24 protein-coding genes and 1 pseudogene are annotated in these 22,159 nt (G+C 74.9%); 7 read left to right on the forward strand and 18 right to left on the reverse strand.

From position 1 onward, the window contains the following. Window positions 1-10 precede the first annotated feature (10 nt). The 3 genes from GC157_04145 to GC157_04155 form a co-directional block, all read right to left on the reverse strand. Window positions 11-1,561, reverse strand: coding sequence for an amino acid permease (locus GC157_04145; GenBank protein ID MBI1376660.1), 1,551 nt, complete (start codon window positions 1,559-1,561; stop codon window positions 11-13). Window positions 1,562-1,657: 96 nt separating this feature from the next. After that, on the reverse strand, window positions 1,658-2,608 hold the full coding sequence (locus GC157_04150; protein MBI1376661.1) for an alpha/beta fold hydrolase: 951 nt from the start codon (window positions 2,606-2,608) through the stop codon (window positions 1,658-1,660). Continuing rightward, window positions 2,605-3,486 (reverse strand): hypothetical protein, encoded by an 882-nt coding sequence (locus GC157_04155; GenBank protein ID MBI1376662.1) that lies wholly within the window; start codon window positions 3,484-3,486, stop codon window positions 2,605-2,607. The genes GC157_04150 and GC157_04155 overlap by 4 nt, the downstream gene beginning before the upstream one ends. Window positions 3,487-3,628: 142 nt before the next feature. On the opposite strand from GC157_04155, the gene GC157_04160 reads away from it, so the two are divergent. From GC157_04160 to GC157_04170, 3 genes are all read left to right on the forward strand, one after another. After that, on the forward strand, window positions 3,629-3,841 hold the full coding sequence (locus GC157_04160; protein ID MBI1376663.1) for a hypothetical protein: 213 nt from the start codon (window positions 3,629-3,631) through the stop codon (window positions 3,839-3,841). 65 nt (window positions 3,842-3,906) lie between these two features. Then, window positions 3,907-4,545 (forward strand): TetR family transcriptional regulator, encoded by a 639-nt coding sequence (locus tag GC157_04165; protein MBI1376664.1) that lies wholly within the window; start codon window positions 3,907-3,909, stop codon window positions 4,543-4,545. Window positions 4,546-4,699: 154 nt separating this feature from the next. Next, a complete protein-coding gene (locus tag GC157_04170) occupies window positions 4,700-4,924 on the forward strand; it encodes a DUF3107 family protein (protein ID MBI1376665.1) in 225 nt (74 codons plus the stop codon). Window positions 4,925-4,941: 17 nt separating this feature from the next. Here GC157_04170 and GC157_04175 read toward each other — a convergent pair whose 3' ends face one another. Next, the gene (locus tag GC157_04175; protein ID MBI1376666.1) at window positions 4,942-5,682 is read right to left on the reverse strand and encodes a hypothetical protein; all 741 of its coding nucleotides are present in this window, start codon (window positions 5,680-5,682) and stop codon (window positions 4,942-4,944) included. 334 nt (window positions 5,683-6,016) lie between these two features. On the opposite strand from GC157_04175, the gene GC157_04180 reads away from it, so the two are divergent. Beyond that, window positions 6,017-7,729 carry a DEAD/DEAH box helicase gene (locus GC157_04180; GenBank protein ID MBI1376667.1) on the forward strand — a complete coding sequence of 571 codons (1,713 nt, stop codon included), beginning with the start codon at window positions 6,017-6,019 and terminating at the stop codon, window positions 7,727-7,729. A gap of 85 nt (window positions 7,730-7,814) precedes the next feature. On the opposite strand, the gene GC157_04185 is transcribed toward GC157_04180, so the two are convergent. Together GC157_04185 and GC157_04190 are read right to left on the reverse strand one after the other, a co-directional pair. Next, complete coding sequence (locus tag GC157_04185; protein MBI1376668.1) at window positions 7,815-8,402, reverse strand: hypothetical protein; 588 nt, start codon at window positions 8,400-8,402, stop codon at window positions 7,815-7,817. Window positions 8,403-8,413: 11 nt separating this feature from the next. Beyond that, window positions 8,414-9,187, reverse strand: coding sequence for an AAA family ATPase (locus GC157_04190; GenBank protein ID MBI1376669.1), 774 nt, complete (start codon window positions 9,185-9,187; stop codon window positions 8,414-8,416). A gap of 69 nt (window positions 9,188-9,256) precedes the next feature. Here GC157_04190 and GC157_04195 point away from each other — a divergent pair, with 69 nt between their 5' ends. Together GC157_04195 and GC157_04200 are read left to right on the forward strand one after the other, a co-directional pair. Further along, window positions 9,257-10,135 carry an alpha/beta fold hydrolase gene (locus GC157_04195; GenBank protein MBI1376670.1) on the forward strand — a complete coding sequence of 293 codons (879 nt, stop codon included), beginning with the start codon at window positions 9,257-9,259 and terminating at the stop codon, window positions 10,133-10,135. Window positions 10,136-10,144: 9 nt separating this feature from the next. Further along, on the forward strand, window positions 10,145-10,519 hold the full coding sequence (locus GC157_04200; GenBank protein ID MBI1376671.1) for an ATP-binding protein: 375 nt from the start codon (window positions 10,145-10,147) through the stop codon (window positions 10,517-10,519). Here GC157_04200 and GC157_04205 read toward each other — a convergent pair. The 3 genes from GC157_04205 to GC157_04215 are packed head-to-tail and all read right to left on the reverse strand — an operon-like array spanning window position 10,497 to window position 12,713. After that, window positions 10,497-11,393, reverse strand: coding sequence for a recombinase RecB (locus tag GC157_04205; GenBank protein MBI1376672.1), 897 nt, complete (start codon window positions 11,391-11,393; stop codon window positions 10,497-10,499). The genes GC157_04200 and GC157_04205 overlap by 23 nt on opposite strands. A 38-nt stretch (window positions 11,394-11,431) precedes the next feature. Further along, on the reverse strand, window positions 11,432-12,046 hold the full coding sequence (locus tag GC157_04210; GenBank protein ID MBI1376673.1) for an NAAT family transporter: 615 nt from the start codon (window positions 12,044-12,046) through the stop codon (window positions 11,432-11,434). A gap of 40 nt (window positions 12,047-12,086) precedes the next feature. Continuing rightward, a complete protein-coding gene (locus tag GC157_04215; protein MBI1376674.1) occupies window positions 12,087-12,713 on the reverse strand; it encodes a hypothetical protein in 627 nt (208 codons plus the stop codon). 59 nt (window positions 12,714-12,772) lie between these two features. On the opposite strand from GC157_04215, the gene GC157_04220 reads away from it, so the two are divergent. Further along, a complete protein-coding gene (locus GC157_04220; protein ID MBI1376675.1) occupies window positions 12,773-13,204 on the forward strand; it encodes an NUDIX domain-containing protein in 432 nt (143 codons plus the stop codon). A 23-nt stretch (window positions 13,205-13,227) separates the two neighbouring features. Here the strand turns inward: GC157_04220 and GC157_04225 are convergent, their stop codons facing one another. The 9 genes and pseudogenes from GC157_04225 to GC157_04265 form a co-directional block, all read right to left on the reverse strand. Further along, entirely contained in the window at window positions 13,228-14,247 is a 1,020-nt protein-coding gene (locus tag GC157_04225; protein MBI1376676.1) for a hypothetical protein, read from the reverse strand. 35 nt (window positions 14,248-14,282) lie between these two features. Next, window positions 14,283-15,500, reverse strand: a complete 1,218-nt coding sequence (locus GC157_04230) for a DUF2332 family protein (GenBank protein ID MBI1376677.1) — start codon at window positions 15,498-15,500, stop codon at window positions 14,283-14,285. Between the two features lie 49 nt (window positions 15,501-15,549). After that, window positions 15,550-15,963 (reverse strand): annotated as a pseudogene (locus tag GC157_04235) (hypothetical protein). Window positions 15,964-16,031: 68 nt separating this feature from the next. Next, complete coding sequence (locus GC157_04240) at window positions 16,032-17,234, reverse strand: acyl-CoA dehydrogenase (GenBank protein MBI1376678.1); 1,203 nt, start codon at window positions 17,232-17,234, stop codon at window positions 16,032-16,034. 109 nt (window positions 17,235-17,343) lie between these two features. Then, entirely contained in the window at window positions 17,344-18,345 is a 1,002-nt protein-coding gene (locus tag GC157_04245; GenBank protein ID MBI1376679.1) for a proline racemase, read from the reverse strand. After that, window positions 18,345-19,253 carry a dihydrodipicolinate synthase family protein gene (locus GC157_04250; GenBank protein ID MBI1376680.1) on the reverse strand — a complete coding sequence of 303 codons (909 nt, stop codon included), beginning with the start codon at window positions 19,251-19,253 and terminating at the stop codon, window positions 18,345-18,347. Before GC157_04250 ends, GC157_04245 begins: the two co-directional genes overlap by 1 nt. Before the next feature lie 57 nt (window positions 19,254-19,310). After that, window positions 19,311-20,729, reverse strand: coding sequence for an FAD-dependent oxidoreductase (locus GC157_04255; protein MBI1376681.1), 1,419 nt, complete (start codon window positions 20,727-20,729; stop codon window positions 19,311-19,313). Beyond that, window positions 20,722-20,991: a (2Fe-2S)-binding protein gene (locus GC157_04260; GenBank protein ID MBI1376682.1), complete on the reverse strand. Its 270-nt coding sequence runs from the start codon at window positions 20,989-20,991 to the stop codon at window positions 20,722-20,724. Before GC157_04260 ends, GC157_04255 begins: the two co-directional genes overlap by 8 nt. Then, a complete protein-coding gene (locus tag GC157_04265; protein ID MBI1376683.1) occupies window positions 20,988-22,115 on the reverse strand; it encodes an FAD-dependent oxidoreductase in 1,128 nt (375 codons plus the stop codon). Before GC157_04265 ends, GC157_04260 begins: the two co-directional genes overlap by 4 nt. Between the last annotated feature and the right edge of the window lie 44 nt (window positions 22,116-22,159).

Genomic DNA, 22,159 nt, shown 5'->3' on the forward strand with positions numbered 1-22,159 from the left:
GCTCGCTCGTTCAGCTGACGGGCGGGAAGTACTCGGCCTGACCCGAGTCCTCCTCGTCCTCGGTCACCGCGTAGCCCTCGGTCTCCGGGTGCCCGTGCTTGCCTCCGGTGACCGCGAACTCCTCCTCCGGCGAGAGCACGAGCCGGGTCCGCCCGTAGGCGGCGAACCAGATCAGCGCCACGGCGAAGAACACCGCGATCGCGACGATCGGCGCCCGGTAGCCCTCGTTGAAGAAGAGGATCACCAGTGTGACCGCCGCGACGACGCCGGCGACGGCAGCCCCCCAGGTGCCGCTGGGGCTGCGGTAAGGCCGCTCCATCTCCGGCCTCCGGATGCGCAGCAGCACGAAGGTGACCATCTGCAGGACGTACGCGATGACGGCACCGAACACCGCCATGTTGAGCAGCGACCCGGCGAAGTTGACGTCGTCCTGGTTGAACACCTTCGGGACGACGACGACGGCGACCATGCCGACCAGGGCCGTGAACAGCAGCGCTACGTAGGGCGTCTTGCGCGCCCCGGTGAGCGACAGGAACCGCGGGTAGTAGCCCGCCCGCGACAGCGAGTACACGTTGCGCCCCGCCGCGAACATGATGCCCTGGAAGCTGGCGATCAGGCCCGTGAGCGCGGCGAGCGACAGCACGGCCGCGATGCTGCTGTTCGGGAAGATGACGCGGAACCCGTCGAGGATCGGCTCGAGGCTGCCGCCGATCGTCTCGGACCCCATCACCATCGGGTTGAGCACCAGCACCAGCGCCGCGGTGACGAACAGCGTGAACAGGCCGGCGACGGAGCCCCGCGGGATGTCCTCCTGCGGGGTGTGCGTCTCCTCCGCCGCGAGCGGCAGCTCCTCGATGCCGAGGAAGAACCAGATCGCGAACGGCAGGGCCAGCATGACGCCGCCGACGCCGAAGGGCATGAACGTGGTGTTGCCGCTCGTGGGCGCGATGTCGAACAGCGCGTCCGTGGAGAGCTTGCCCGAGAACAGCGCCGTCACGAAGAAGATGGCGAGCACGAGCAGCGACAGGATCGCGATGGTGATGGCGAACCGGAACGACGCGGCCGCGCCTGCCGTGTTCAGCCCCACGAAGATGACGTAGAAGATGAGCATCCACACCCACAGGGGCCACGAGATCCCCCACAGGTCGCTCACGATCGCGTCCGCGTACGAGCTGGCGAACACACCGACCACGGCCGTGGTGAACACGTACTCGATCGACTCGGCCACACCCGTGACGTAGCCGCCCCAGGGGCCCATCGCCGTACGGGCGAAGGAGTAGGCGCCGCCGGTGTGCGGCATGGACGCCGACATCTCGGCGATCGAGTACACCATGAACAGGTACATCAGACCGATGACGATCGTGGCGACGACCATGCCGCCCCAGCCGGCCTCGGCGATGCCGAAGTTCCAGCCTGAGAAGTCCCCCGAGATGACCGCCGCGACACCGAGCCCCCAGAGCGCGAACGCGCCCGCGTGCCGCGTGAGCTGTCGCTTGGCGAAGTACTCGTGACCGGCGTGCTGGTACGTCACGCCGTCCACGGAGTGCTGCTGTTGATCCACGAGTCCTCCTCGACGAATGCGCCCGAGGGCGCCCGACGCCACGGAAGGTAGGTCCTAGGACCCCCACGTGGGGGAGGAATGATCAAATCTGCGACGTTACCGACCGGTTCGGGAGGAGCCGCCCACGGGCAGCAGGTCGCGCCAGGCGTCGGCCACCAGCACCGGCTGCTCGATCTGCGCGACATGGCCGGCGTGCGGCAGCACCAGCACGCGCATGTCCGGGAAGGCGCGGGTGTGCGCGTGGACCGGGTCCACGAGCTTGTCGGCCCGCCCGTACACGAGCAGCGTCGGCGCCTCGATCGACTCGGCCAGCTTCCACGGTCGTTCCGCCGAGCGGTCGAGGTAGGTCGCCATCAGCGCGCGCAACGACTGGAGGAAGGCGTCGGCGACGTAGGGCAGCTGGTCACGGCGCCGCACCTCGTCGACGGCCTCGTTCATGCGCTGCACCGGGACGCTCGCCGGGTCGGCGAAGCAGACGTCGACCGTCGCCCGGGCGCGGGTCTCGGCGTCGAGCGTGAGGTAGCGGCGCATGAGCGTCGTGCCGAGGCCCGGCGTCGCGATCACCGGCAGGTGGACGTTGCTGCGCCGCACCCCGATCTTGGGCAGCGCCGGGCTCACGAGCGTGAGGGTGCGCACCACCTCGGGGTGGCGCGCGGCGAGCTGCACCGCGATGGCGCCGCCCATCGAGTTGCCGAACAGGTGCACCGGGCGGCCGTCGAAGCGCGCCGCGACGAGCTCCGCGAGCGACGCGGCGGTGCGCACGAGGGAGTAGTCGCCGTCGCGCGGCGGCGGCGACCAGCCGAAGCCCGGCAGGTCGACGGCGATGCCGTCGACGCGGTCGCGCAGCAGGGCCATGAGGTCGGTCCAGTTCACGGAGCTGCCGCCGAGCCCGTGGACGAACAGGGCCGGCTCCACGCTCTCCGACGCCGGCGCGGCCCGGCGCACCGCCACCGTTCCGTTCGTGAGGACGACGTCCTCGCGCGGCCACGGCGGGGCCAGCCGGGCCAGGAGGTCCTCGGTGGTGCGGGGGATCGGGTCGTGCGTCATGGGCGGCCCAGGTGGGGGGCGAGACGTCGGTTCACGGCATCGAGGGTGGCACGGATGACGGCCTGCCGCGGGTCGTCCCTGACCTCGGAGGCCCCGGTCAGCCGCTCCCCGCCGCCCGGGGTGCTCCACACCACCTGCACCACGACCACCTGGCTCTCGCCCACGCGGGTGAGCGCGACTCCGTCGACGTCGAGCCGGTGCTCGGCCCCGAGCAGACGGCGCAGCGCCGCCAGCGTGGCGCCGGTGACCGTGCACAGCACGGCCTGGGAGTCCGACGCGCCCTCGGCGGTGCCGGTGAGCACCTGCCCCCGGCGGGCGAGCGTGACCGAGGCGCGCACCCCGAGTCCGTCGGCGGACACCGTGAGCCGCACCAGGGCCAGCCTCGGCAGGTCGGGCCCCTGCGGCTCGGCGGCGCCCCCGAGCGCCTGCCCGGACGTCCCGGCGGGGTGGCGGGCGGCCGACGAGAGCACCTCGGCGTGGAAGCGTCCGTCGCCCGGGGCGTCGTCGAGGTCGAGCAGCAGGTCGTCGAGCCGCCCGCCGATGTCCACGACGGCCTCGTCGACGAGGCGCAGGCTGGGGTACCGCGGCGCCGGGGCCTCGGGCGGCGCCTCCTCCACCACCTCGAGCCGCGCCGGGTCCAGGCCGATGCCGAACTGCAGCCGCAGGATGCGGTGCACCGATCGCGCCACGGCCACCTCGTCGTGGCCCGGCTCGAGCACCAGGCGCAGCAGCCCCGGACCGCCCTGCGGGTCGGTCACGATGTCGGCGCGCAGCACCCCGGGGACGACCTCGAGCGCAGCCCGCACCGCCGCCCGGTCGGGCAGCACCGCGGGCGTCGCCGGCGTCGCGGCGTCGTCGTCGCCGCCGTGCTCGTCCATCTGCTCACGGTAGGAGCGCGGCACCACCGGTTGCACCGCGGCGGGCGATCCGCCATCCCTGTCAGCGGGCGTGCCCAGGCGACGTCGCCGCCGCCGCGCGTAGCGTGGGAGGCGTCCAGATCCCGCGAGCGAAGGGGTGGCCATGTCCGCGACGCCCGACCTCGGCCCCGATGCCCCGACGACCCTCGACGACGAGCTGCCCGTCGAGGACGAGACGCCGCTCGACGACGAGGCACCGCTCGACTCCGAGCCGCCCGACCCGGCCGCCCCGCCCGCCTGGGAGGCCGACCCGGCCGACACCGCCGAGCAGGCGATCGAGGTCGGCTACGGCGACGACCGCGAGCCGCACGACTGAGCACGCCCCGGCGGTCCGGCAGCGGGTCGCCGCCGTCGGCGTTACCGCCCGGTAGGGTCGGGGGCATGACCGTGGCCCAGGACGCCGGACGCGCGGCGGCGCGCGGCCAGCGCCTGCCCCGCCGCGAGCGCCGCGCCCAGCTGCTCGACGCCGCCCGCGAGGTGTTCGTGGCGCAGGGCTACCACGCGGCGGCGATGGACGACATCGCCGAGGCCGCGGGGGTGAGCAAGCCCGTGCTCTACCAGCACTTCCCGGGCAAGCTCGAGCTCTACCTGGCGCTGCTGGACTCCTCCTCCGACGCGCTCGTGGCCGCCGTGGAGGCGGCCCTGGCCTCCACCGCCGACAACAAGCAGCGCGTCCAGGCGACGGTGCAGGCCTACTTCGACTTCGTCGACGATCCCGGCGGCGCGTTCCGGCTGATCTTCGAGTCCGACCTCACCAACGAGTCCGCCGTCCGCGAGCGCGTCGACCGCACGAACGACGCGTGCGCCGCCCTCGTGAGCCGCGTGATCGCCGAGGACACCGGGCTCACCGAGGCCGAGGCCCTGCTGCTCGCGGCCGGGCTCACCGGCCAGGCGCAGACCGCCGCGCGCCGCTGGCTGCGCGACGGCAGCGACATCCCCAAGGCCGAGGCCGCCGCGCTGGTGAGCACGCTGAGCTGGCGCGGGATCAGCCGTATCCCGCTCAGCCACCCGCCGGTCTGAGCCGATCGCGCACCGCTACGCCGACGGCGGACACCGGCGTCCCGGCTCGGCGCCGGCGTCCCGCTCCGGTTACGGTGACGCCAGGACGGCGCGGGTCCGCGCGGTCGCGACGAGCACGAGGCGCCCACGGGGCGCGCACGGGAAGGACACCGGCGTGGAGGTCAAGATCGGCGTGCAGCAGGCCGCACGAGAGGTCCTGCTCGAGAGCGAGCTCGGCTCCGACGAGGTCGTGGCGCTGGTGTCGAAGGCCGTCGCCGACGGCACGCCGCTGACCCTCACCGACGACAAGGGCCGCGTGGTCGTCGTCCCGTCGGACAAGATCGCCTACGTCGAGATCGGCGCGCCCGAGCGCGGCCGGCTCGGCTTCAGCGCCCTCTGACCGCCCGCTGACCGCCCTCAGGCCTGCAGGCCGAGGGTCTGCATGCGGCGCGTGTGCGCCTCCATCAGCCGCGTGAACATCGCCCCGAGCTCGGTGAGCCCGAGCCCGGGACGGCCCACTCCGCCCACGATGAGCGACGCGAGACCGTCGCGCTCGGCGGCCACGCTCTGCGCCGAGGACATCGCCTCGCCCACCAGGCGCCGGCCCCACAGGGCCAGCCGGCCGGACAGGCGCGGATCGGCCTCGATCGCCGCGCGCACCGTGGCCACCGCGAAGTTGGAGTGCCCGGTGTCGCCGAGCACCTCGAGCACGAGGGCGCGGGTCTCCGGGTCGACGGTCTGGGCCACCTCCCGGTAGAAGTCGGTGGCGATGCCGTCGCCGACGTAGGCCTTGACCAGGCTCTCGAGCCAGTCGCCGGGCGCGGTCTTGGCGTGGAACTCCAGGATGGGCTCGACGAAGGGCGCCATCGCCGTGGCCGGGTCCGAGCCGATCTCGGCGAGCCGCTCCGCGAGCCGGGTGAAGTGGCGGATCTCCGCGGTGGCCATGAGGGCGAGCGCCACCTCGTCGGACACCGAGGGGGCCAGCGAGGCGTCGGCGGCGAGGCGTTCGAAGGCCACGAGCTCGGTGTAGGCGAGCACGCCGAGCAGGTCCACCACCGCGTCGCGGTACTCGGCGTCCTCGACCAGCGCGGAGGCGGGCGGTCCCACCGTGGCGGGGACGTCGGACGCGGGGCCGGCCTCGGCTGCTTCGTCGCTCACGGCTCGTGAGCGTACGACGTCCCGCGGGGTGTCACCCCCCGAGCAGCGGCGCGCCGACGCCGTCCGGACGGGGCAGGCCGCCGCGGCAGGTAGACTCGGTGGGTCATCTCGGTCACGGCCGACGTATCACACCCCTCCGTGACCAGCCCGCCGACGGCGCCCTCACGGGAGCACGGCAGGCCCACGCGTCGCGGTTCCTCGCTGACCACGGGTCCTCGTGCTCGGTGCCCGCCGCGTCAGACGACGCGGACCACGCACCGCGCCCGGCCTACCCACGGAGCACGCCCTGAGCACCCAGACCGACCTCCAGACCGATGCCACGCCCGACGTGGACATGACCACCCCCATCACCGCTCCCAAGACCTTCGCCGAGTTGGGCGTGCTGCCCGCCACGGTGGAGGCGCTGGCGGCCGACGGCATCGTCACCGCCTTCCCGATCCAGGAGCTCACGCTCCCGCTGGCGCTCGCCGGCACCGACCTCATCGGCCAGGCCAAGACGGGCACGGGCAAGACGCTCGGCTTCGGCATCCCGGCCCTGCAGCGACTGGTGGCCCCGCTCGACGAGGGGTTCGACGACCAGCCCGACGCCGTGCGCGGCAAGCCGCAGGCCCTCGTGGTCGTCCCGACGCGCGAGCTCGGCATCCAGGTGGCCAGCGACCTGGAGAAGGCCGGTCGCCTGCGCGGGGTCCGCGTGCTCTGCGTCTACGGCGGCCGCGCGTACGAGCCGCAGGTCGAGGCGCTGCAGAAGGGCATCGAGGTCGTCGTCGGCACCCCGGGGCGCCTCATCGACCTCGCCCGCCAGGGCCACCTGTCGCTGCGCCACGTCAAGACCCTCGTGCTCGACGAGGCCGACGAGATGCTCGACATGGGCTTCCTGCCCGACGTCGAGCGCATCGTGGCCCTGGTGCCGCCGGTGCGCCAGACGATGCTCTTCTCGGCCACGATGCCCGGCCAGATCGTCGCCCTGGCACGCCGGTACATGACGCAGCCGACCCACATCCGCGCGATCAACCCGGACGACGACAGCAGCCTCGTCGCCGCGATCGAGCAGCACGTGTGGCGGGCCCACAGCCTCGACAAGCAGGAGCTCATCGCCCGGGTGCTGCAGGCCGAGGGTCGCGGCCTGACGATCATCTTCTGCCGCACCAAGCGCAACGCCCAGCGCGTGAGCGACGACCTGGCCGACCGCGGGTTCGCCGCGGCGGCCGTGCACGGCGACCTCGGCCAGGGTGCGCGCGAGCAGGCGTTGCGCGCGTTCCGCAACGGCAAGGTCGACGTCCTCGTCGCCACGGACGTGGCCGCACGCGGCATCGACGTCGCCGACGTCACGCACGTCATCAACTGGGAGTGCCCCGAGGACGAGAAGACCTACCTGCACCGCATCGGCCGCACCGGCCGCGCCGGCAACTCCGGCGTCGCGGTGACCCTCGTCGACTGGGACGACCTGCACCGCTGGAAGATGATCGCCCAGGCGCTCGGGCTGCCGTTCGAGGAGCCCATCGAGACCTACTCGTCGAGCCCGCACATCTACGCCGGCCTCAACATCCCCGAGGGCACCAAGGGCCGCCTGCCCGAGAAGGCGCGCACGCGGGCCGGCCTCGACGCCGAGGTGCTCGAGGACCTCGGCGAGACCGGCGCCTCCGCCGGCCGCCGGGCGCGTCAGGGATCGCGCCCGCGCGACGGCCGGGAGGGCCGCGACAGCCGGGGCCGCGAGGGCCGCGGTCGCGAGGGACGTGAGGGCGCCGCGCGCGAGGAGCGCACCGGCGACACCGCCGAGCGCCCGCGCCGCGACCGTCAGCGCCGCCGCACCCGCGCCGGCGTCACGGAGACGGGCACCGCGACCCGGTCGGCCACAACGGCGGCGGGCGGCGAGGGCACGAGCACCTCCGCGAGCACGGCGTCCGGACCGGACACCTCCGGCGGCAGCGGCCCGCGCACCGACGAGACCGGGTCCGCGGCGCCGCGCAAGCGACGGCGCCGGGGCGGCCGCGGGCGCGGCAAGGGCACCGGCAGCGAGCCGGCCGCACCCGCCGCGCCCGAGGCCTGACAGCTACGGACGCGATGTCACTAGTGAAACGGTCGTCTCCCAGCCCCGGAAGCGACCGATTCACCAGTGACATCCGGCTCGCTGGTCAGCGCAGGACGACGACCTTCGTGCCGATGCGCGCCCAGTCGTAGAGGTAGCGCGCGTCCGGGTCGGCGCTGTGGGCGCAGCCTCCGCGCCCCACGGCCTGGCCGAGCTGCGCGAGGGTCTGCATCGGGCGTCCGTCGCGGTAGCGCGGGATGGAGTGGAAGCCGATCGCGGCGGTGTGCCCGATCGTGAAGCGCACCATCCAGCGGAACGTGACGCCGTAGCCCGGGTTCGAGCCCCAGGCGGACTTGCTGAACACGTGGTAGACGCCGGTGCGCGGCCAGTCGCGGCGGCCGCTGGCCGCGAAGTCCCGCTCCACCCGGCCGTCGGCGTTCACCAGCCAGATGTGCTGGGGCACCTGCTCGGTGTAGACGATCCGGCGGCCCGAGCCGGACCCGGGCGGCAGGGCTCGATGGTGCGCCCGCAGCGCCGCCCGCTGCACCGGCGCGACCGCGGCGGACTGCACCCGCTGGGCGGACACCGCCGGCGGCGCGACGCCGGGGGGCGTGCGGGCCTCGACGGGTCCGGCCACCAGACCGGACCAGGCGAGCAGCAGGGCCGGGACGAGGGCGAGGGTGCGCAGGCGCATGCCGGCCATCATCACCTCGGGGACCCCCCGGAGCGCGAGCGCAGTGTCCGGGCGTGAGCACGGTAGGCCTCGACGCCCTTCAGGTGCGGCGACGTCGCGAGCGCCGAGCGTCCGATGGCCGGAGCCTCGGCGAACCGCACGGACCGCGCGATCGGGGGCTCGAGCACGGGGACGTCGTAGCGCTCCACGATGTCGGCGAGCACGGCCCGGGCGTGCGCCGTGCGCCCGTCGAACATCGTGGGCAGGATCCCCGCGATCCGCAGCCGCGGGTTGGTGGTGCGGGCGACGTCGCGCACTGTCTCCACCAGCTGCCCCACGCCACGGTGCGCCAGCGTCTCGCACTGCAGCGGCACCACCACCTCGTCGGCGGCGGTGAGCGCGTTGACCGTGAGGATCCCCAGCGTCGGCGGGCAGTCGAGCAGGATCCAGTCGTAGTGGCCGCGCAGGTCGCCGAGAGCGTCGTCGAGGGCGTGCTCGCGCCCGCCGCGGCTGAGCAGCGCGGCCTCCACCTGGGCCAGCTCGATGGTGGCCGGCACGAGGTCGACGCCGTCCTCGGTGGCCATCACCACCTCGCGCAGGGACGCGGCGCCGGTGAGCACGTCGTGCACCGAGAGGTCGAGGTCCTCGGGGTCGACGCCGAGCGAGAACGTCAGGCAGGCCTGCGGGTCGAGGTCGACGAGCAGCACCTCGTCGCCGAGCTCCGCGAGGGCGACGCCGAGCGAGGCGACCGTCGTGGTCTTGCCGACGCCGCCCTTCTGGCTCGCCACCGCGATGGTGCGCGTCATCGCCCGCGCCCGCCCCCTCCCCGGCCCGGCGGCCCGGGTCCGGGCCGCCCGCGTCGTAGTCTGCCGTCCGTGAGCACGCCGCCGTACCTCGACCTCCCGGCGCACGCCCGCCACGTCGAGCTGGCGACCTCCCGCGGCCCGCTCGCCGCCCTGAGGGCCGAGCCCGACGGCACGCCCGAGGGCACGTTCGTGCTCGTGCCCGGCTGGACCGGGTCCAAGGAGGACTTCATCGCGGTGCTCGAGCCGCTGGCGCTGAGGGGCTGGGCGGTGATCGCCTACGACCAGCGCGGGCAGTTCGAGTCCCCCGGGCCCGACGACGAGGACGCCTACTCGCTGCCGTCGCTGGCGCGCGACCTGCTCGAGGTCGTGGCCGCCGGCACCGGGCCCGTGCACGTGGTGGGGCACTCCTTCGGCGGCCTGGTCGCCCGCGAGGCGGTGCTCGACCCGGACGGGTCGCCGGTCGCGTCCCTGGTGCTGCTGTGCTCGGGGCCGGCCGCGCTGCCGGCGAGCAGCCGCGAGCGGCTCGGTGCGCTGCACGCCGCGCTGCCCCAGGTGCCGCTCGAGGTGATCTACGACGTCAAGGAGGCGGCGGACCTCGAGTCGGGCTGGCGGCCCCCGTCGCCGGAGGTCGGCGCGTTCATGCGCCGCCGGTTCACCGCGACCAACCCGGTCGCCCTGCGGGCGCTCACCGGCACGCTGCTCGACACCCCGGACCGCACGGACGCCCTCGTCGCCCGCGCGCGCGAGGGCCTGCCCGTGGCCGTGATGTACGGGCCCGCCGACGACGCGTGGCCCCTCGCGGAGCAGGACCGCGTCGCCGCGGCGCTCGGCGTGGAGCCCGTGGTGGTGCCCGGCGCGGGGCACTCCCCCGCCGCCGAGGCGCCCGAGGAGACCGCCGCGGCGCTCGACGCCCTGGTACGCCGTTTGCACCCGGCGGGGCAGGGGTAGTCGGCCGAGGTGCTGCGTCTCGCGCTCGATCCCACCCCCGCCGCCGTCGCGCCGGCGCGGCGGTGGTCGGCGGGGCGGGTGCGCGAGGCGTTCCCGACGATGCCCGGGCTCGACGACCTCGTCGACGACGTGACCCTGGTGGTGAGCGAGCTCGTCACCAACGCCGTCGTCCACGGTCAGCCGCCGCTGGCCCTCGAGGTGGGCACCGACGACTCCGGAAGCCGGTGCCGCGTCACCGTCGTGTGCCGCGACGGCGGCCCCTGGGACGGCACCCCTCCCGACCCGATCCGCGGGCGCGGGCTGGCGATCGTGCGCACGCTGGCCGAGGTGTCGATCGACGCCGACTCGCGCGGCACGACGGTCACCGCGGTGCTGTCGCGCTGAGCGGCCCCTCGCCCTCCGCCAGCCCGTCCCACGGTGCCCGCTCGGTGGAGGCCTCGCGGCCGGCCGGGCACCAGCGCCGGTGGTCGCACCACGAGCAGCCCGGCCCCGGTGCCGGCGGCAGCACGGCGTCGATCGCCTCCACCGCCTCCGCGACGCCGTCGGCGGCGTCCTCGGCCCGGGCGGCCAGGCCCTCGTGCCACGCGCGCTGGGCGGCCGCGGCCTCGGCAGCCAGCTCGCCGGCCCGGCGCAGGTGCCGGTCCAGCGACTCCTCCCCGTGCTCGTGCACGGCGACCGACGCCGTGGGCAGGTGGTGCAGCTCCACCCGCCGCGCGCGCAGCCGCAGCGTGCGCCGCGCCGCGACGACGTAGACCGCCAGGGCGAGCGAGGACCTCGCGTCGTCGGCGTCGAGCGGGCGCCGGCCGGTCTTGTAGTCGACGACCACCAGCTCCTCGCCGCCGTCCTCGCTCGGCCGCCGGTCGATGCGGTCCACGCGGCCGGACAGCGCCATGCCGTGGGTGGCGACCGACACCGTGCGCTCCACCCCCACCGGCTCGTCGGCCGGGTCGAGCGTGGCGGCGTAGGCGGCGGTCATCGCCGCGGCGCGGTCGCGCCACTGCGCGGACTGCGCGTCGTCGCGGAAGCCTTCGGAGATCCACTGCCGGGCCACCAGCTCCTCGGCGGCGTGCGCGTCGCGCCGCTCGAGCGGCACGGACCACCAGTCGCGCAGCGCGTTGTGCACGGCGGCGCCGACCGAGTTGTGCGCCCAGGGAGGGCCCTTGGGACGTCGCTCCAGGTAGGTGAACCGGAACCGCCGGGGGCACGAGAGCCAGGTGTCCAGGCGCGTGGGCGTGCACGGGTAGAGCCGCTCGGGCATGCCGTCGAGCGTGTGCTGGCCGCCCTCGCCCGTGGGGCTCACCCGCCCACGGCCCGGGCGTCGATGAACCCGAACACCCCGTTGGCGATGAGCTGCACCGCGATCGCCGCGACGAGCAGGCCGGCGATCCGGGTGAGCACGAGGATCCCGGTCGGCCGCAGCAGCCGGGCGAGCACCGTGGAGTAGCGCATCACCAGGTAGATCGTGACGTGGATGGCCACGATGCCGAGCACCAGCGCGGTGATCTCCGGGGCGGTGTGCGACTGGCGCACGAACAGGATCGTCGCGACGATCGCGCCCGGCCCGGCCAGCAGGGGCGTGCCCAGCGGCACCATGGCGACGTTGACGTCGTCGACCTCCGTCGGCTCCTCGGTGTTCCCGGTGAGCAGCTCGAGGCTGATGATGAGCAGCAGCAGGCCGCCCGAGGCCTGAAGCGCCGGCAGCGTGATCCCGAGGAACGCCAGGATGCGCTCGCCGAAGATCGCGAAGAGCGTGATGACGCCGAACGCCGTGAGCGCGGCCTGCAGGGCGGCGCGGGCCATCGCCTTCGCGCCCCGGCGGGCGGTGAGCGCCAGGAAGACCGGGATGATGCCCGGCGGGTCCATGATGACGAACAGCGTGAGGTAGACGGACCCCAGCAACCGGAGGTCCACCCACTGCGACACGAGGGGACCCTACGGGAGGGCGCCCACCTCAGGCCGCGAGGCGCGGCGAGAGGGGGCCGACGTGCAGGTCGGCGAGCACGGGCCGGTGGTCGGGGTCGCGGACGTCGACGAGCCGCAGGTCGTCGTGCACCACCATCCACTCGCTCACCGGCCAGGTCACCAGCCACAGCCAGCAGCCACCGGCCTCGCCGACGTACACCGACCGGTCCGCGACGGGCAGCGACCACAGCGGCGTCGGGTGCCCGCCCGCCGTCACCTTCGTGTCGGCGGGCAGCGAGGCGAGCTCGGGCCCGGGATCGGTGGTGCCGATCCCGGCGTAGGAGGCCCCCAGCCCCACGCCCGGCTCCTCCGCGACGACGACCAGCTCGGCCTGCCGCGCGACGACGCCCGGGCCGATCAGGGCGACGGCGACGGCCCGCGAGGGCCCGGTGCCGCCGGCCCGGCGGACCCCGCTCACCGACCAGCCCACCGGCATCGGCCAGGGCAGCCAGAGCGGGACGCCCGACGAGCCCGCGGCGTCGGCGAGGTGGTAGCTCTCGGCGGGGAGGGCGGGGTGCAGCGGCACCACCGGACCGTGGTCGGCGCAGGTCCAGTCCCCGGCGACCTCGGGGGTGCGCAGCGGTCCGCGGCAGCGCACGCAGACGGGCTCGGGCATACGGCCTCCCGGACAGACGCTCGCCCCGCGCGGCCCGCGAGTCAAGCCAGACTGTCCCCGTGACGCGGACTCCCCCTCCTCCCGCCCGGGTGCCGTGCGCCGGAGCCGTCGTGGTGCACGAGGGGCGGCTGCTGGTCGTGCGGCGCGGCCACGAGCCGGCGGCCGGGCTGTGGTCTGTGCCCGGAGGCCGTCTCGAGGCCGGGGAGGACGCCGCGACCGCCGCGCGGCGCGAGGTGCGCGAGGAGACCGGCCTCGACGTCGAGGTGGGCGCCCTGGTCGGCCGGGTGGAGCGCGAGGGCCCGGGCGGCGTCGTGTACGTCATCGACGACCTCGCCTGCACGCTCGCCGGCCCGGACGCGCCGGTCGCGGGCGACGACGCCGCGGAGGTGCGCTGGGTCACCCGCGCGGAGCTCGCGGCGCTGCCCCTCGCGCCGCTGCTGCTCGAGACGCTCGAGGAGTGGTCGGTGCTCGACCTGCTGCGCGAGGGCTGACGGCGTCGCTGCGCCGCTGCCGGTCAGGCGCGCTCGTCGGGGGCGAGGTCCGGCAGCTCCCAGTAGGAGCCGAGCTCCACCTCGACCGACGGCGGCGACCACGTGCTGGACCCGGCGCCCGGGTAGTTCGTCAGCTCGCCGAACACGATGCGGTCGCCGAGGTCGTAGAGGTCGACGCGCACGAAGTCGACACCGCGCGCGATCTCCTCGGCGAGCTCGACCATGCGGCCCCACGACGCCGGCAGCTCCGGCAGCTCGTCGGGGCGCCCGATGTCCGGCTCCGCCTCGGACGGCGACCCGTCGCGGCGGAAGTACGCGCGGTGGTGGTCGCCGAACCGGTCCGTGTCGACCTGGCCGAGCCGGACCACCCCGCCGAAGGTGTAGAACTTGTAGTCGCTCGGCACGCCGCCGTCCGGTCCGGCCAGCAGCTCCTCGAACATCACCTGCGGGGGCACGTCGCGGTAGGCCCACTCGGGCAGCCGGCCCGGGCCGTACTCGAAGTTCATCGACATCCAGTGGTCGATGAGCGACCACAGCCGCGGCGCCACCGTCGGGCCCGGACGCACGTCGAAGCGGTCCCATCCCACGAACCGGGCGGATGACGGCAGCTGCGACCCCTCGGGCGCCGCGTCGCGCACGAGCACGACCGCGCCGGACCCGTGCGAGGCCTTGCACACGTACTCGCGCGGGAGCGCGGACCAGTCGACGTCGGCGGACCGCGCGTGCACGGCGAGCAGCGTGGTGAGGTGCTCGGCGCCGATGCGCTCGGCCACGTGGTCGCGCACGGCGACCTTGTCCGCGAAGGTGGTGAGGAAGGGCCGGCGGTCGTGCGCCATGCGCCAGCGCACCTTGTCGGTGTAGGTGACGGGGTGCTCCGGCGCGCGGCCGAGCCGCCAGTACGCGAGGGGGCGGGGCCAGCGACCGGTGACGACGTCGCGGGCCCGTCGCAGCGGCGGCTTGAGCGGCTGCGGAAGCCGGCCGCCGAGGCGCTCGAGCCGGGCGCTGGTCATCAGGTCCACCACGGACCACCGTCGCGAGCTCACAGGTCCGTCCAGGTCGGGCGCAGCACGGGACGAACCTACCTCGCGACCGCGTCAGGCCCGACCACCCGCGGCGTGTGCCACGTCACGGGCAGTCCGTGCGCCGGCGTGTCGGCGTAGGACACCTGGACCCCGGCTGAGAATCCTTGCCGGGCAACCGGTTCCGGAGCCGACCACCACCGCAGTGCGACGGCGAACCCGGTGTCGAGGCGGTCGTCGAGGTACTCGCGCGCGGCGTGCACCACCGGTGCGGCGGGAGTGGCGAGGGCGGCGAGGCGCCCGAACGCGTCCTCGGCCTGGGCGCGCTGCCGCTCGTCGAGGTACATCCAGGTCGAGGAGTGCCACACGACGAGCACCGTGCCGTCCGCCGGGCGCAGCCCGCTCAGGTGCTCGACGAGGTCGCGGCGCACCACCGACGCGGGCACCTGATCGGCGAGCGCGAGGCCGGCCCGCAGCCGGGCGAGGCGCTCGGGCTGGTCGGGCCAGACGAACGAGGTGAGCAGCAGCCGTCCCTCGGTGCTGGTGGGGTCCACCGGGTCGAGGTCGCAGCCCACCCGCTCCACCACGCGGGGCTCCCCCGGCGGCGGGAGGGGGGCGCCGAGCCAGCAGTGGTCGAGCAGCAGCGGCGAGCCGGACGGTCCGGTCGCGCCGCCGGGCCACGTGAGCCGGGCGCGGTCGGCGCGCAGGTTGAGGCCGGCGGAGGTGCCCAGCTCGTGCAGGCGCACCGGGAGGTGCCACGCGTCGGTCACGAGCAGCAGCACGCCGGCCAGGGCGGCGGCGCGGCCAGGGTCGTTCGTCTGCGGCGTGCGCTCGAGCAGCCCGGGCAGCTCGTCGCGGTGCTCGGCCAGGCAGGACAGCCAGTCGGCGAAGCAGTCCTCGGCCGTCGCGTCGTCCGTGGGCGCCGTACCGCCGACCGACGGGAACCACACCGCCAGCCGCGGCGCCCGCCGCTCGAGCACCAGCCGGTGCGCCGCACCGAGCACGCGCAGGGGCAGCATGTCGCCCGCCCGGGCCGCGGCCCAGGGCGCGAGCAGCCCGGCGAGGAGCCCGCCGGCGGCGACGTCCCGAGCGGCACGGCGGCACAGACCGGCGTAGAGGCGGGAGCCGTGCGCCTCCGAGGCACGTGCCTGGCGCTCGAACAGCGCCGGCAGGCCCGGCGAGTCGTCGTACGCGTGGCTCACCGGGAGCCGCGGGTCAGGAGGCGGCGGGCGGGACGTCCGACGGCGCGGTCGCGGTGGGGCCCGACGGCGGCGCACCGCTGCCGCCGATGCCGAGGATGCGCTGCGCCTCCGCGAGGACCGCCTGCTCGCACAGGACGTCGTAGCGCGCGGCCTTGAGCTGCTGGCGCGAGACGAAGTCGCGCTGGCCGCCGGTGAACGCGTAGCCGATGAGCCCCCACACGATGCCGAAGGCGGCTCCGTAGAGCAGCCCGAGCAGCATGATCGGCAGGAGGCTCCCCGAGGTGGACGAGAACAGCCCGATGAGCAGGCCGATGAGCAGACCGAACCACGCGCCCGACAGCAGGCCCTGCGCGGCCGCGCGGCCCCAGGACATGCGGCCGAGCACCGCCTCGACGATGCGGACGTCCACGCCGACGATGGCGACGTTCTGCACCGGGAAGTGGTTGTCGCTCAGGGTGTCGACCGCCTTCTGCGCGTCGAGGTAGTCGTCGTACGACGCCAGCACCGGCCGCCGCGTGACGTCGACGCCCGTGCCCATCCGTGCCAGCCCACCGCTCATGCGGTCAGCCTAACCGCGCGACCGGCCCGGAGCAGCGCGACCGAGCCTCAGCGCCGCTTGTAGTCCTCGAGCAGCCGCCGGCCGATGATCCCGCGCTGGATGTCGGCGGTGCCCTCGCCGATGAGCAGCATCGGGGCCTCGCGGTAGAGCCGCTCGATCTCGTACTCCTTGGCGTAGCCGTAGCCGCCGTGGATGCGGAACGAGTCCTCCACGACGTCGCGGCAGTACTCGCTCGCCAGGTACTTCGCCATCCCGGCCTCGAGGTCGTTGCGCTCGCCGGCGTCCTTGGTGCGGGCCGCGCGCACCATCATCTGGTGCGCCGCCTCCACCTTGACCGCCATGTCGGCGAGGCGGAACTGCACCGCCTGGTGGTCGGCGATCTGCTTGCCGAACGTGTGCCGCTGCTGGGCGTAGTCGATGCCGAGCTCGAACGCGCGCAGGGCCAGGCCGCAGGCCCGGGCGGCCACGTTCACCCGGCCCACCTCGACGCCGTCCATCATCTGGTAGAAGCCACGACCCGGCTCGCCCCCCAGGATCCGGTCGGCCGGCAGGCGCAGCCCGTCCATCACCAGCTCGGTGGTGTCGACGCCCTTGTAGCCCATCTTGTCGATCTTGCCCGGCACGGTGAGCCCCGGCCGGACCTCGCCGAAGCCGGCCGGCTTCTCGACGAGGAAGGTGGTCATCCTCTTGTAGACGCTGGCGTCCTCGGCGGCCTCGCCGTCGGTGCGCACCAGCACGGCGGTCAGCGTCGAGGAGCCGCCGTTGGTGAGCCACATCTTCTGGCCGGTGAGCACGAAGTCGTCGCCGTCGCGCACGGCCTTGGACCGGATCGCGGACACGTCGCTGCCGCAGTGCGGCTCGGACATCGAGAACGAGCCGCGCACCTCCCCCGCGGCCATGCGCGGCAGCAGCTCCTGCTTCTGCTCCTCGGTGCCGTGCTGCATGAGCATGTAGGCCACGATGAAGTGCGTGTTGATGATGCCGGACACGCTCATCCATCCGCGCGCGATCTCCTCCACCGTCAGCGCGTAGGTGAGCAGCGACTCGCCGAGGCCGCCGTACTCCTCGGGGATCATCAGGCCGAAGATCCCCATGTCCTTCATGCCCTCGACGATGTCCGTGGGGTACTCGTCCGCGTGCTCGAGCGCCTGCGCGTTCGGGATGATCTCCTTCTCCACGAACTCGTGGACCGCACCCAGGATCTCCTGCTGGACGTCGGTCAGGCCCTCGGTCTGCGCCAGGCGGCCCATGGCGGCTCCCTCTCCTCCGGCGTCCCGCGCGAGCGCTGCGGGAGCGGTGTCTGCTCGTCCCTCGGAGTAAACACCGCGCGCCTCCCGCACGCCCTGCCGGGGCGATGCGCTACAGGAGGAACCCGGCGGGGAACGGGTCGTCCGGGTCGAGCACGTACTGCGCCGTGCCGGTGATCCAGGCCCGGCCGGTGATGGTGGGCACCACCGCCGGGACCCCGCCGACCTCGGTCTCCTCGACGAGCCGGCCGGTGAAGGTGGTCCCGATGAAGGACTCGTTGACGAAGTCCTCGTCGAGCCCGAGCAGGCCGCGGGCGTGCAGCTGGGCCATGCGCGCGGACGTGCCGGTGCCGCACGGGGACCGGTCGAACCACCCCGGGTGGATGGCCATCGCGTGCCGGCTGCGCTGCGCGGTGGAGCCGGGCGCCTCGAGGTAGACGTGGTGGCAGTCGCGGATGCCGGGATCGAGCGGGTGCACGGGGGCGTCCGCTGCGTTGATGGCGTCCATCAGGGCGAGCGACACGTCGAGCATCCGCTGCTTCTCGCTGCGCTCGAAGGGGATGCCCAGGCGCTCGATCGGCACGATCGCGTAGAAGTTCCCCCCGAAGGCGAGGTCGTAGGTGACCTCGCCGACGCCCGGGACCTCGACCACCCGGTCGAGCCCGACGACGAACGACGGCACGTTGCGGATGGTGACCGCCGTGGCGCGCCCGTCCTGCACGACCACCCTCGCCTCGACGAGCCCGGCCGGGACGTCGAGGCGGATGGTGGTGACCGGTTCGGTGACCTCCACCATGCCGGTCTCCACCAGCACCGTCGCGACGCCGATGGTGCCGTGCCCGCACATCGGCAGGCACCCGCTCACCTCGATGTAGACGACGCCCCAGTCCGCGTCCGGGCGCGTCGGCGGCTGGAGGATGGCGCCGCTCATGGCGGAGTGCCCGCGCGGCTCGTACATGAGCAGCGTGCGCAGGTCGTCGGCCTCGGTGATGACGTGCATCCTCCGCTCGGCCATCGTCGCGCCGGGCAGCACGCCGACCCCGCCGACGATCACCCGCGTGGGCATGCCCTCGGTGTGAGAGTCGACGGCGTGGAAGACCCGGCGCGCGCGCATCAGGACATCCCGTCCGCGATCGCCTTCTCGGTGTGGGCCCGGATCTCGGCCTCGGCCTCCGGAGGCAGGGCCGCGCGCGGCGGACGGCAGGGACCGCCGTAGCGGCCCACGACGTCCATCGACAGCTTGATGGCCTGCACGAACTCGGTGCGCGCGTCCCAGCGCAGCAGGGGGTGCAGGGCGCGGTAGAGCGGCAGGGCCGTGGCGAGGTCGCCCGCAAGGGACGCGCGGTAGAGCTCGACGGTCGAGCGCGGGAGGGCGTTGGTGAATCCGGCCACCCAGCCGACGGCCCCCGCGAGCCCCACCTCGAGCACGACGTCGTCCGACCCGATGAGGATGTCGAGGCCCGGCGCCAGCTCTGCGATCTCGTAGGCCCGCCGCGGGTCGCCGGTGAACTCCTTGACCGCGACGATGAGCCCCTCGTGGAACAGCCGCGCGAGCAGCCGCGGCGTGAGGTCGACCTTGGTGTCGAAGGGGTTGTTGTAGGCCAGGATCGGGACGCCGACCTCGGCCACCGCGCGGTAGTGCGCGACCACCGCCTCCTCGTCGGCGCGGTAGGTGTTGGGCGGCAGCAGCATCACGACGGGGGCGCCGGCCTCCGCGGCCTGCTCCGCCCACCGGCGGGACTGGAGCGAGCCGTAGGCACCGACGCCCGGCATGACGACGAAGCCGTCCGGCGCCGCCTCGGCCGCCGTGCGCAACACCGCCGCGCGCTCGTCGTCGGACAGGGTCTGGTACTCCCCCAGCGAGCCGTTGGGCACGACGCCGTCGCACCCGCACTCGGCGAGCCAGCGCACGTGCTCGGCGTAGGCGTCGAGGTCGACCGAGAGGTCGGCGCGCATGGGGAGCGCGGTGGCCACGAGGACCCCGTGCCACGGCGCGGGGGCGGTGCGGGTCGTGTCTGCCATGTGGTCCTCCGTCGTGCGTCGCGGTTCCGCGAACCTACAAGCCGCTGCGTGCCGTCGTCAGCGGTCCCGGCCACCCGCCGGTCCGGCATCGTCGCCGGGCCGGTCGTCGCCGGCGGCCAGCACCGCCAGCGGCACGGGCAGGGCCGGCGTGCGCGAGACGGCCCGGGCGAGCTCGGCGGGATCGGCCGGCCGGCCCGACTCCGCCGCCACGAGGTCGGCCACGGCACGGCCGCACACCCGGCCCTGGCACAGGCCCATGCCCGCCCGCGTCGTCAGCTTCGCCGAGCGGACGTCGTCCACGCCGAGGTCGCGGCAGGCCGACCGCAGCCGGCCGGCGGTCACCTCCTCGCAGCGGCAGACGACCTCGTCGTCGGGCAGTGCGGCGACCCGGTCCGGACGCGGCCCGTGCACCGCGTGCATCGCCTGCGCGAACCTGCGGTGCACGGCGATCCGCCGGTGCACCGCGGGGTCGACCGGCTGCCCGGTCAGCGTCCGCCCCGCGACGTACCCCTCGAGGAGCGCCAGCGAGGCGCCGCCCACCCCGGTGACCTCGCCCGTGGCGAGCAGGCCGGGCACGCTGGTGCGCTGCCCCACGTCGACCTCCACCACGACCGAGCCGTCGCCGTCCACGCGCGTGCGGCAGCCCGCCTGCAGCAGCAGCTCGACCTGCGGGGTGAACCCGTGCGACACGAGCACGGCGTCGGCGTCGTAGTGGCGCGTGCGGCCGCGCGCACCACCCAGCGTCACCCGCTGCACCCGGCCCTCGCCCTCGACCTCGACCACGTCCCACCCGGCGAGGTAGGGGACGCGGTGGCGCGCGAGGGTCGCGAGGTACGCCGCCGCCTCACCCGCCCGTGCCGACAGGCCCGACCATGCACCGGGCCGCAGGCCGTAGGCGGTCGGGTGGCGCGCCTCGGCCACCGCCGCGACCTCGACCCCGGACCGCAGCAGCCCGTCGGCCACCACGAGCAGCAGCGGGCCGGACCCGGCCACCACCACGCGGCCGCCCGGCGCCACCAGAGATCCCTTGAGCAGCGCCTGGGCACCGCCGGCGGTCACCACGCCGGGCATGGTCCAGCCGGGGAACGGCGACACCCGGTCGAACGCGCCGGTCGCGACCACCACGGCGCCCGCGTCGACCACGACCGGCCGGCGGGCGACCTCGCCGGCGGTGGCCCGCACCAGGAAGCGCCCGTCGGGCGTCGGCTCCAGCGCCCACACCGAGTGCTCCGTGCGCACGTCGGCACGCTCCACCCGGTGCAGCAGCCGGCGCAGCGTGGCCATGTCGTGGTGCAGGGGCACGTCCGCGGTGCCCTCCACGTGCGTCGGGTGGTGGCGCCAGTAGGCCCCGCCGACCCGCGCCGCCTGGTCGAGGAGCACGACGTCGGCGCCGTCCGCGCACGCCTGCGCGGCCGCGGCCAGGCCCGAGGGACCGGCGCCCACGACCACGACGTCCGCGCGCACCCGCTCAGGCATCGGCGCCCCCGTCGGTGACGACGTAGGCCTCGGGGCGGGCGGGGGCGAGGCACGCCCGCACCCCGGCGACGCCGTCGACGCTGACCAGGCAGTCCTGGCACGCACCGATCCCGCAGAACATCCCGCGCGGGCGGCCCTCGCCGCGGGTGGTCCGCCACGCGCGGCGGCCCTCCCGCCACAGCACCGCGGCCAGGGTGTCGCCGTCGTAGGCAGGGACCTCCCGCCCGTCGACGACCACGACGAAGCGCCGGGGCTCGCTCATGCGGCGAACCTCGTGGGCGAGAAGGGATCCAGCGGCAGCGTCGTGGGCGCGCCGGTGACCGCCTCGGTCACGAGACGGGCCGTGGCGGGAGCCAGCCCGATCCCGGCGCCCTCGTGCCCGCAGGCGTGCACGACGCCGTCGACGCGAGGGTCGGGCCCGATCACCGGCAGGTGGTCAGGGCAGTACGGCCGGAACCCGCGGTAGGCGCGCTGGGCCCGCACGGAGGCGAGCACCGGGAACAGGGCCAGCGCCTGCGCCGCGAGCCGGGCGAGGACGTCGTAGGAGACCGTGGGGTCGAAGCCCACGCGCTCGCGGCTCGCCCCGATGAGCACCGTGCCGGACCGGGTCGACTCGACGACGGGCGAGGTCTCCAGCCCGGCGCTCCCGCTCGCGACGTTGGCCACGTAGTCGGCCCGGTACACCTTGTGCCGCACGGTCCCCGGGGGCAGCGGCTCGGTCACGAGGATGAAGCCGCGCCGCGGGAGAACCGGCACCGGCGCGCCGGCCAGCCCCGCGACGTCGCCGCCCCACGTGCCGGCGGCGTTGACCAGCCAGCGGCAGGGCAGCCGGCCGGCAGTGGTGAGGGCCGCGGCGACCGAGCCGGCGGCTGTGCGTTCGAGCCCGACGAGCTCGGTGCGGGTGAGCACCTCGGCCCCCCGGGCGCGGGCGCGCCGCAGGAGGTGGGCGGCGGCCAGCATCGGCTGCACCTGCATGTCCTGGGGGTAGAGCACCCCGCCCGCGAGGTCCGTCGCCAGGTGCGGCTCGAGCGCCGGCAGGTCCGCCGCCGCGACCGGCACCGTGTCGACGCCGTGCGCCCTCTGGGCGTCGGCCACGCGCAGCAGCGACGCGAGGTCGTCGGGCGCCGCGGCGACCACGAGGCCGCCCTTGGCCTCGAGCTCGACGGCGTCGGGGAGCTCGTCGGCCAGCGCGGCCCACAGCCCGCGCGAGAGCAGGGCCAGGTCGAGCTCGGGCCCCGGCTCCTTGTCCGACACCAGGATGTTGCCCTCGCCGGCGCCCGTGGTGCCCGCGACCACGCCGCCGCGGTCGACCACGCACACGCGCAGGCCCGCTGCGGACAGCGCGTCGGCGCAGCAGGCGCCGACGATCCCCGCGCCCACGACCACGACGTCGAACGACGTCCCTCCGGAGACCACGGCACGACCCTGCC

Source organism: Frankiales bacterium, assembly GCA_016125335.1.
Taxonomy (GTDB): Bacteria; Actinomycetota; Actinomycetes; order S36-B12; family CAIYMF01; genus Longivirga.

Bases quoted from the DNA above. Each gene is read 5' to 3' on its own strand.
- GC157_04160 (MBI1376663.1), top strand. From the start codon at position 3,629: ATGTCCGCGACGCCCGACCTCGGCCCCGATGCCCCGACGACCCTCGAC.
- GC157_04215 (MBI1376674.1), bottom strand. From the start codon at position 12,713: ATGCCCGAGCCCGTCTGCGTGCGCTGCCGCGGACCGCTGCGCACCCCC.
- GC157_04155 (MBI1376662.1), bottom strand. From the start codon at position 3,486: ATGGACGAGCACGGCGGCGACGACGACGCCGCGACGCCGGCGACGCCC.
- GC157_04205 (MBI1376672.1), bottom strand. From the start codon at position 11,393: ATGCCCGAGCGGCTCTACCCGTGCACGCCCACGCGCCTGGACACCTGG.
- GC157_04185 (MBI1376668.1), bottom strand. From the start codon at position 8,402: ATGCGCCTGCGCACCCTCGCCCTCGTCCCGGCCCTGCTGCTCGCCTGG.
- GC157_04255 (MBI1376681.1), bottom strand. From the start codon at position 20,729: ATGCCTGAGCGGGTGCGCGCGGACGTCGTGGTCGTGGGCGCCGGTCCC.
- GC157_04260 (MBI1376682.1), bottom strand. From the start codon at position 20,991: ATGAGCGAGCCCCGGCGCTTCGTCGTGGTCGTCGACGGGCGGGAGGTC.
- GC157_04180 (MBI1376667.1), top strand. From the start codon at position 6,017: ATGACCACCCCCATCACCGCTCCCAAGACCTTCGCCGAGTTGGGCGTG.
- GC157_04240 (MBI1376678.1), bottom strand. From the start codon at position 17,234: ATGGGCCGCCTGGCGCAGACCGAGGGCCTGACCGACGTCCAGCAGGAG.
- GC157_04150 (MBI1376661.1), bottom strand. From the start codon at position 2,608: ATGACGCACGACCCGATCCCCCGCACCACCGAGGACCTCCTGGCCCGG.
- GC157_04190 (MBI1376669.1), bottom strand. From the start codon at position 9,187: ATGACGCGCACCATCGCGGTGGCGAGCCAGAAGGGCGGCGTCGGCAAG.
- GC157_04250 (MBI1376680.1), bottom strand. From the start codon at position 19,253: ATGGCAGACACGACCCGCACCGCCCCCGCGCCGTGGCACGGGGTCCTC.
- GC157_04165 (MBI1376664.1), top strand. From the start codon at position 3,907: ATGACCGTGGCCCAGGACGCCGGACGCGCGGCGGCGCGCGGCCAGCGC.
- GC157_04245 (MBI1376679.1), bottom strand. From the start codon at position 18,345: ATGCGCGCGCGCCGGGTCTTCCACGCCGTCGACTCTCACACCGAGGGC.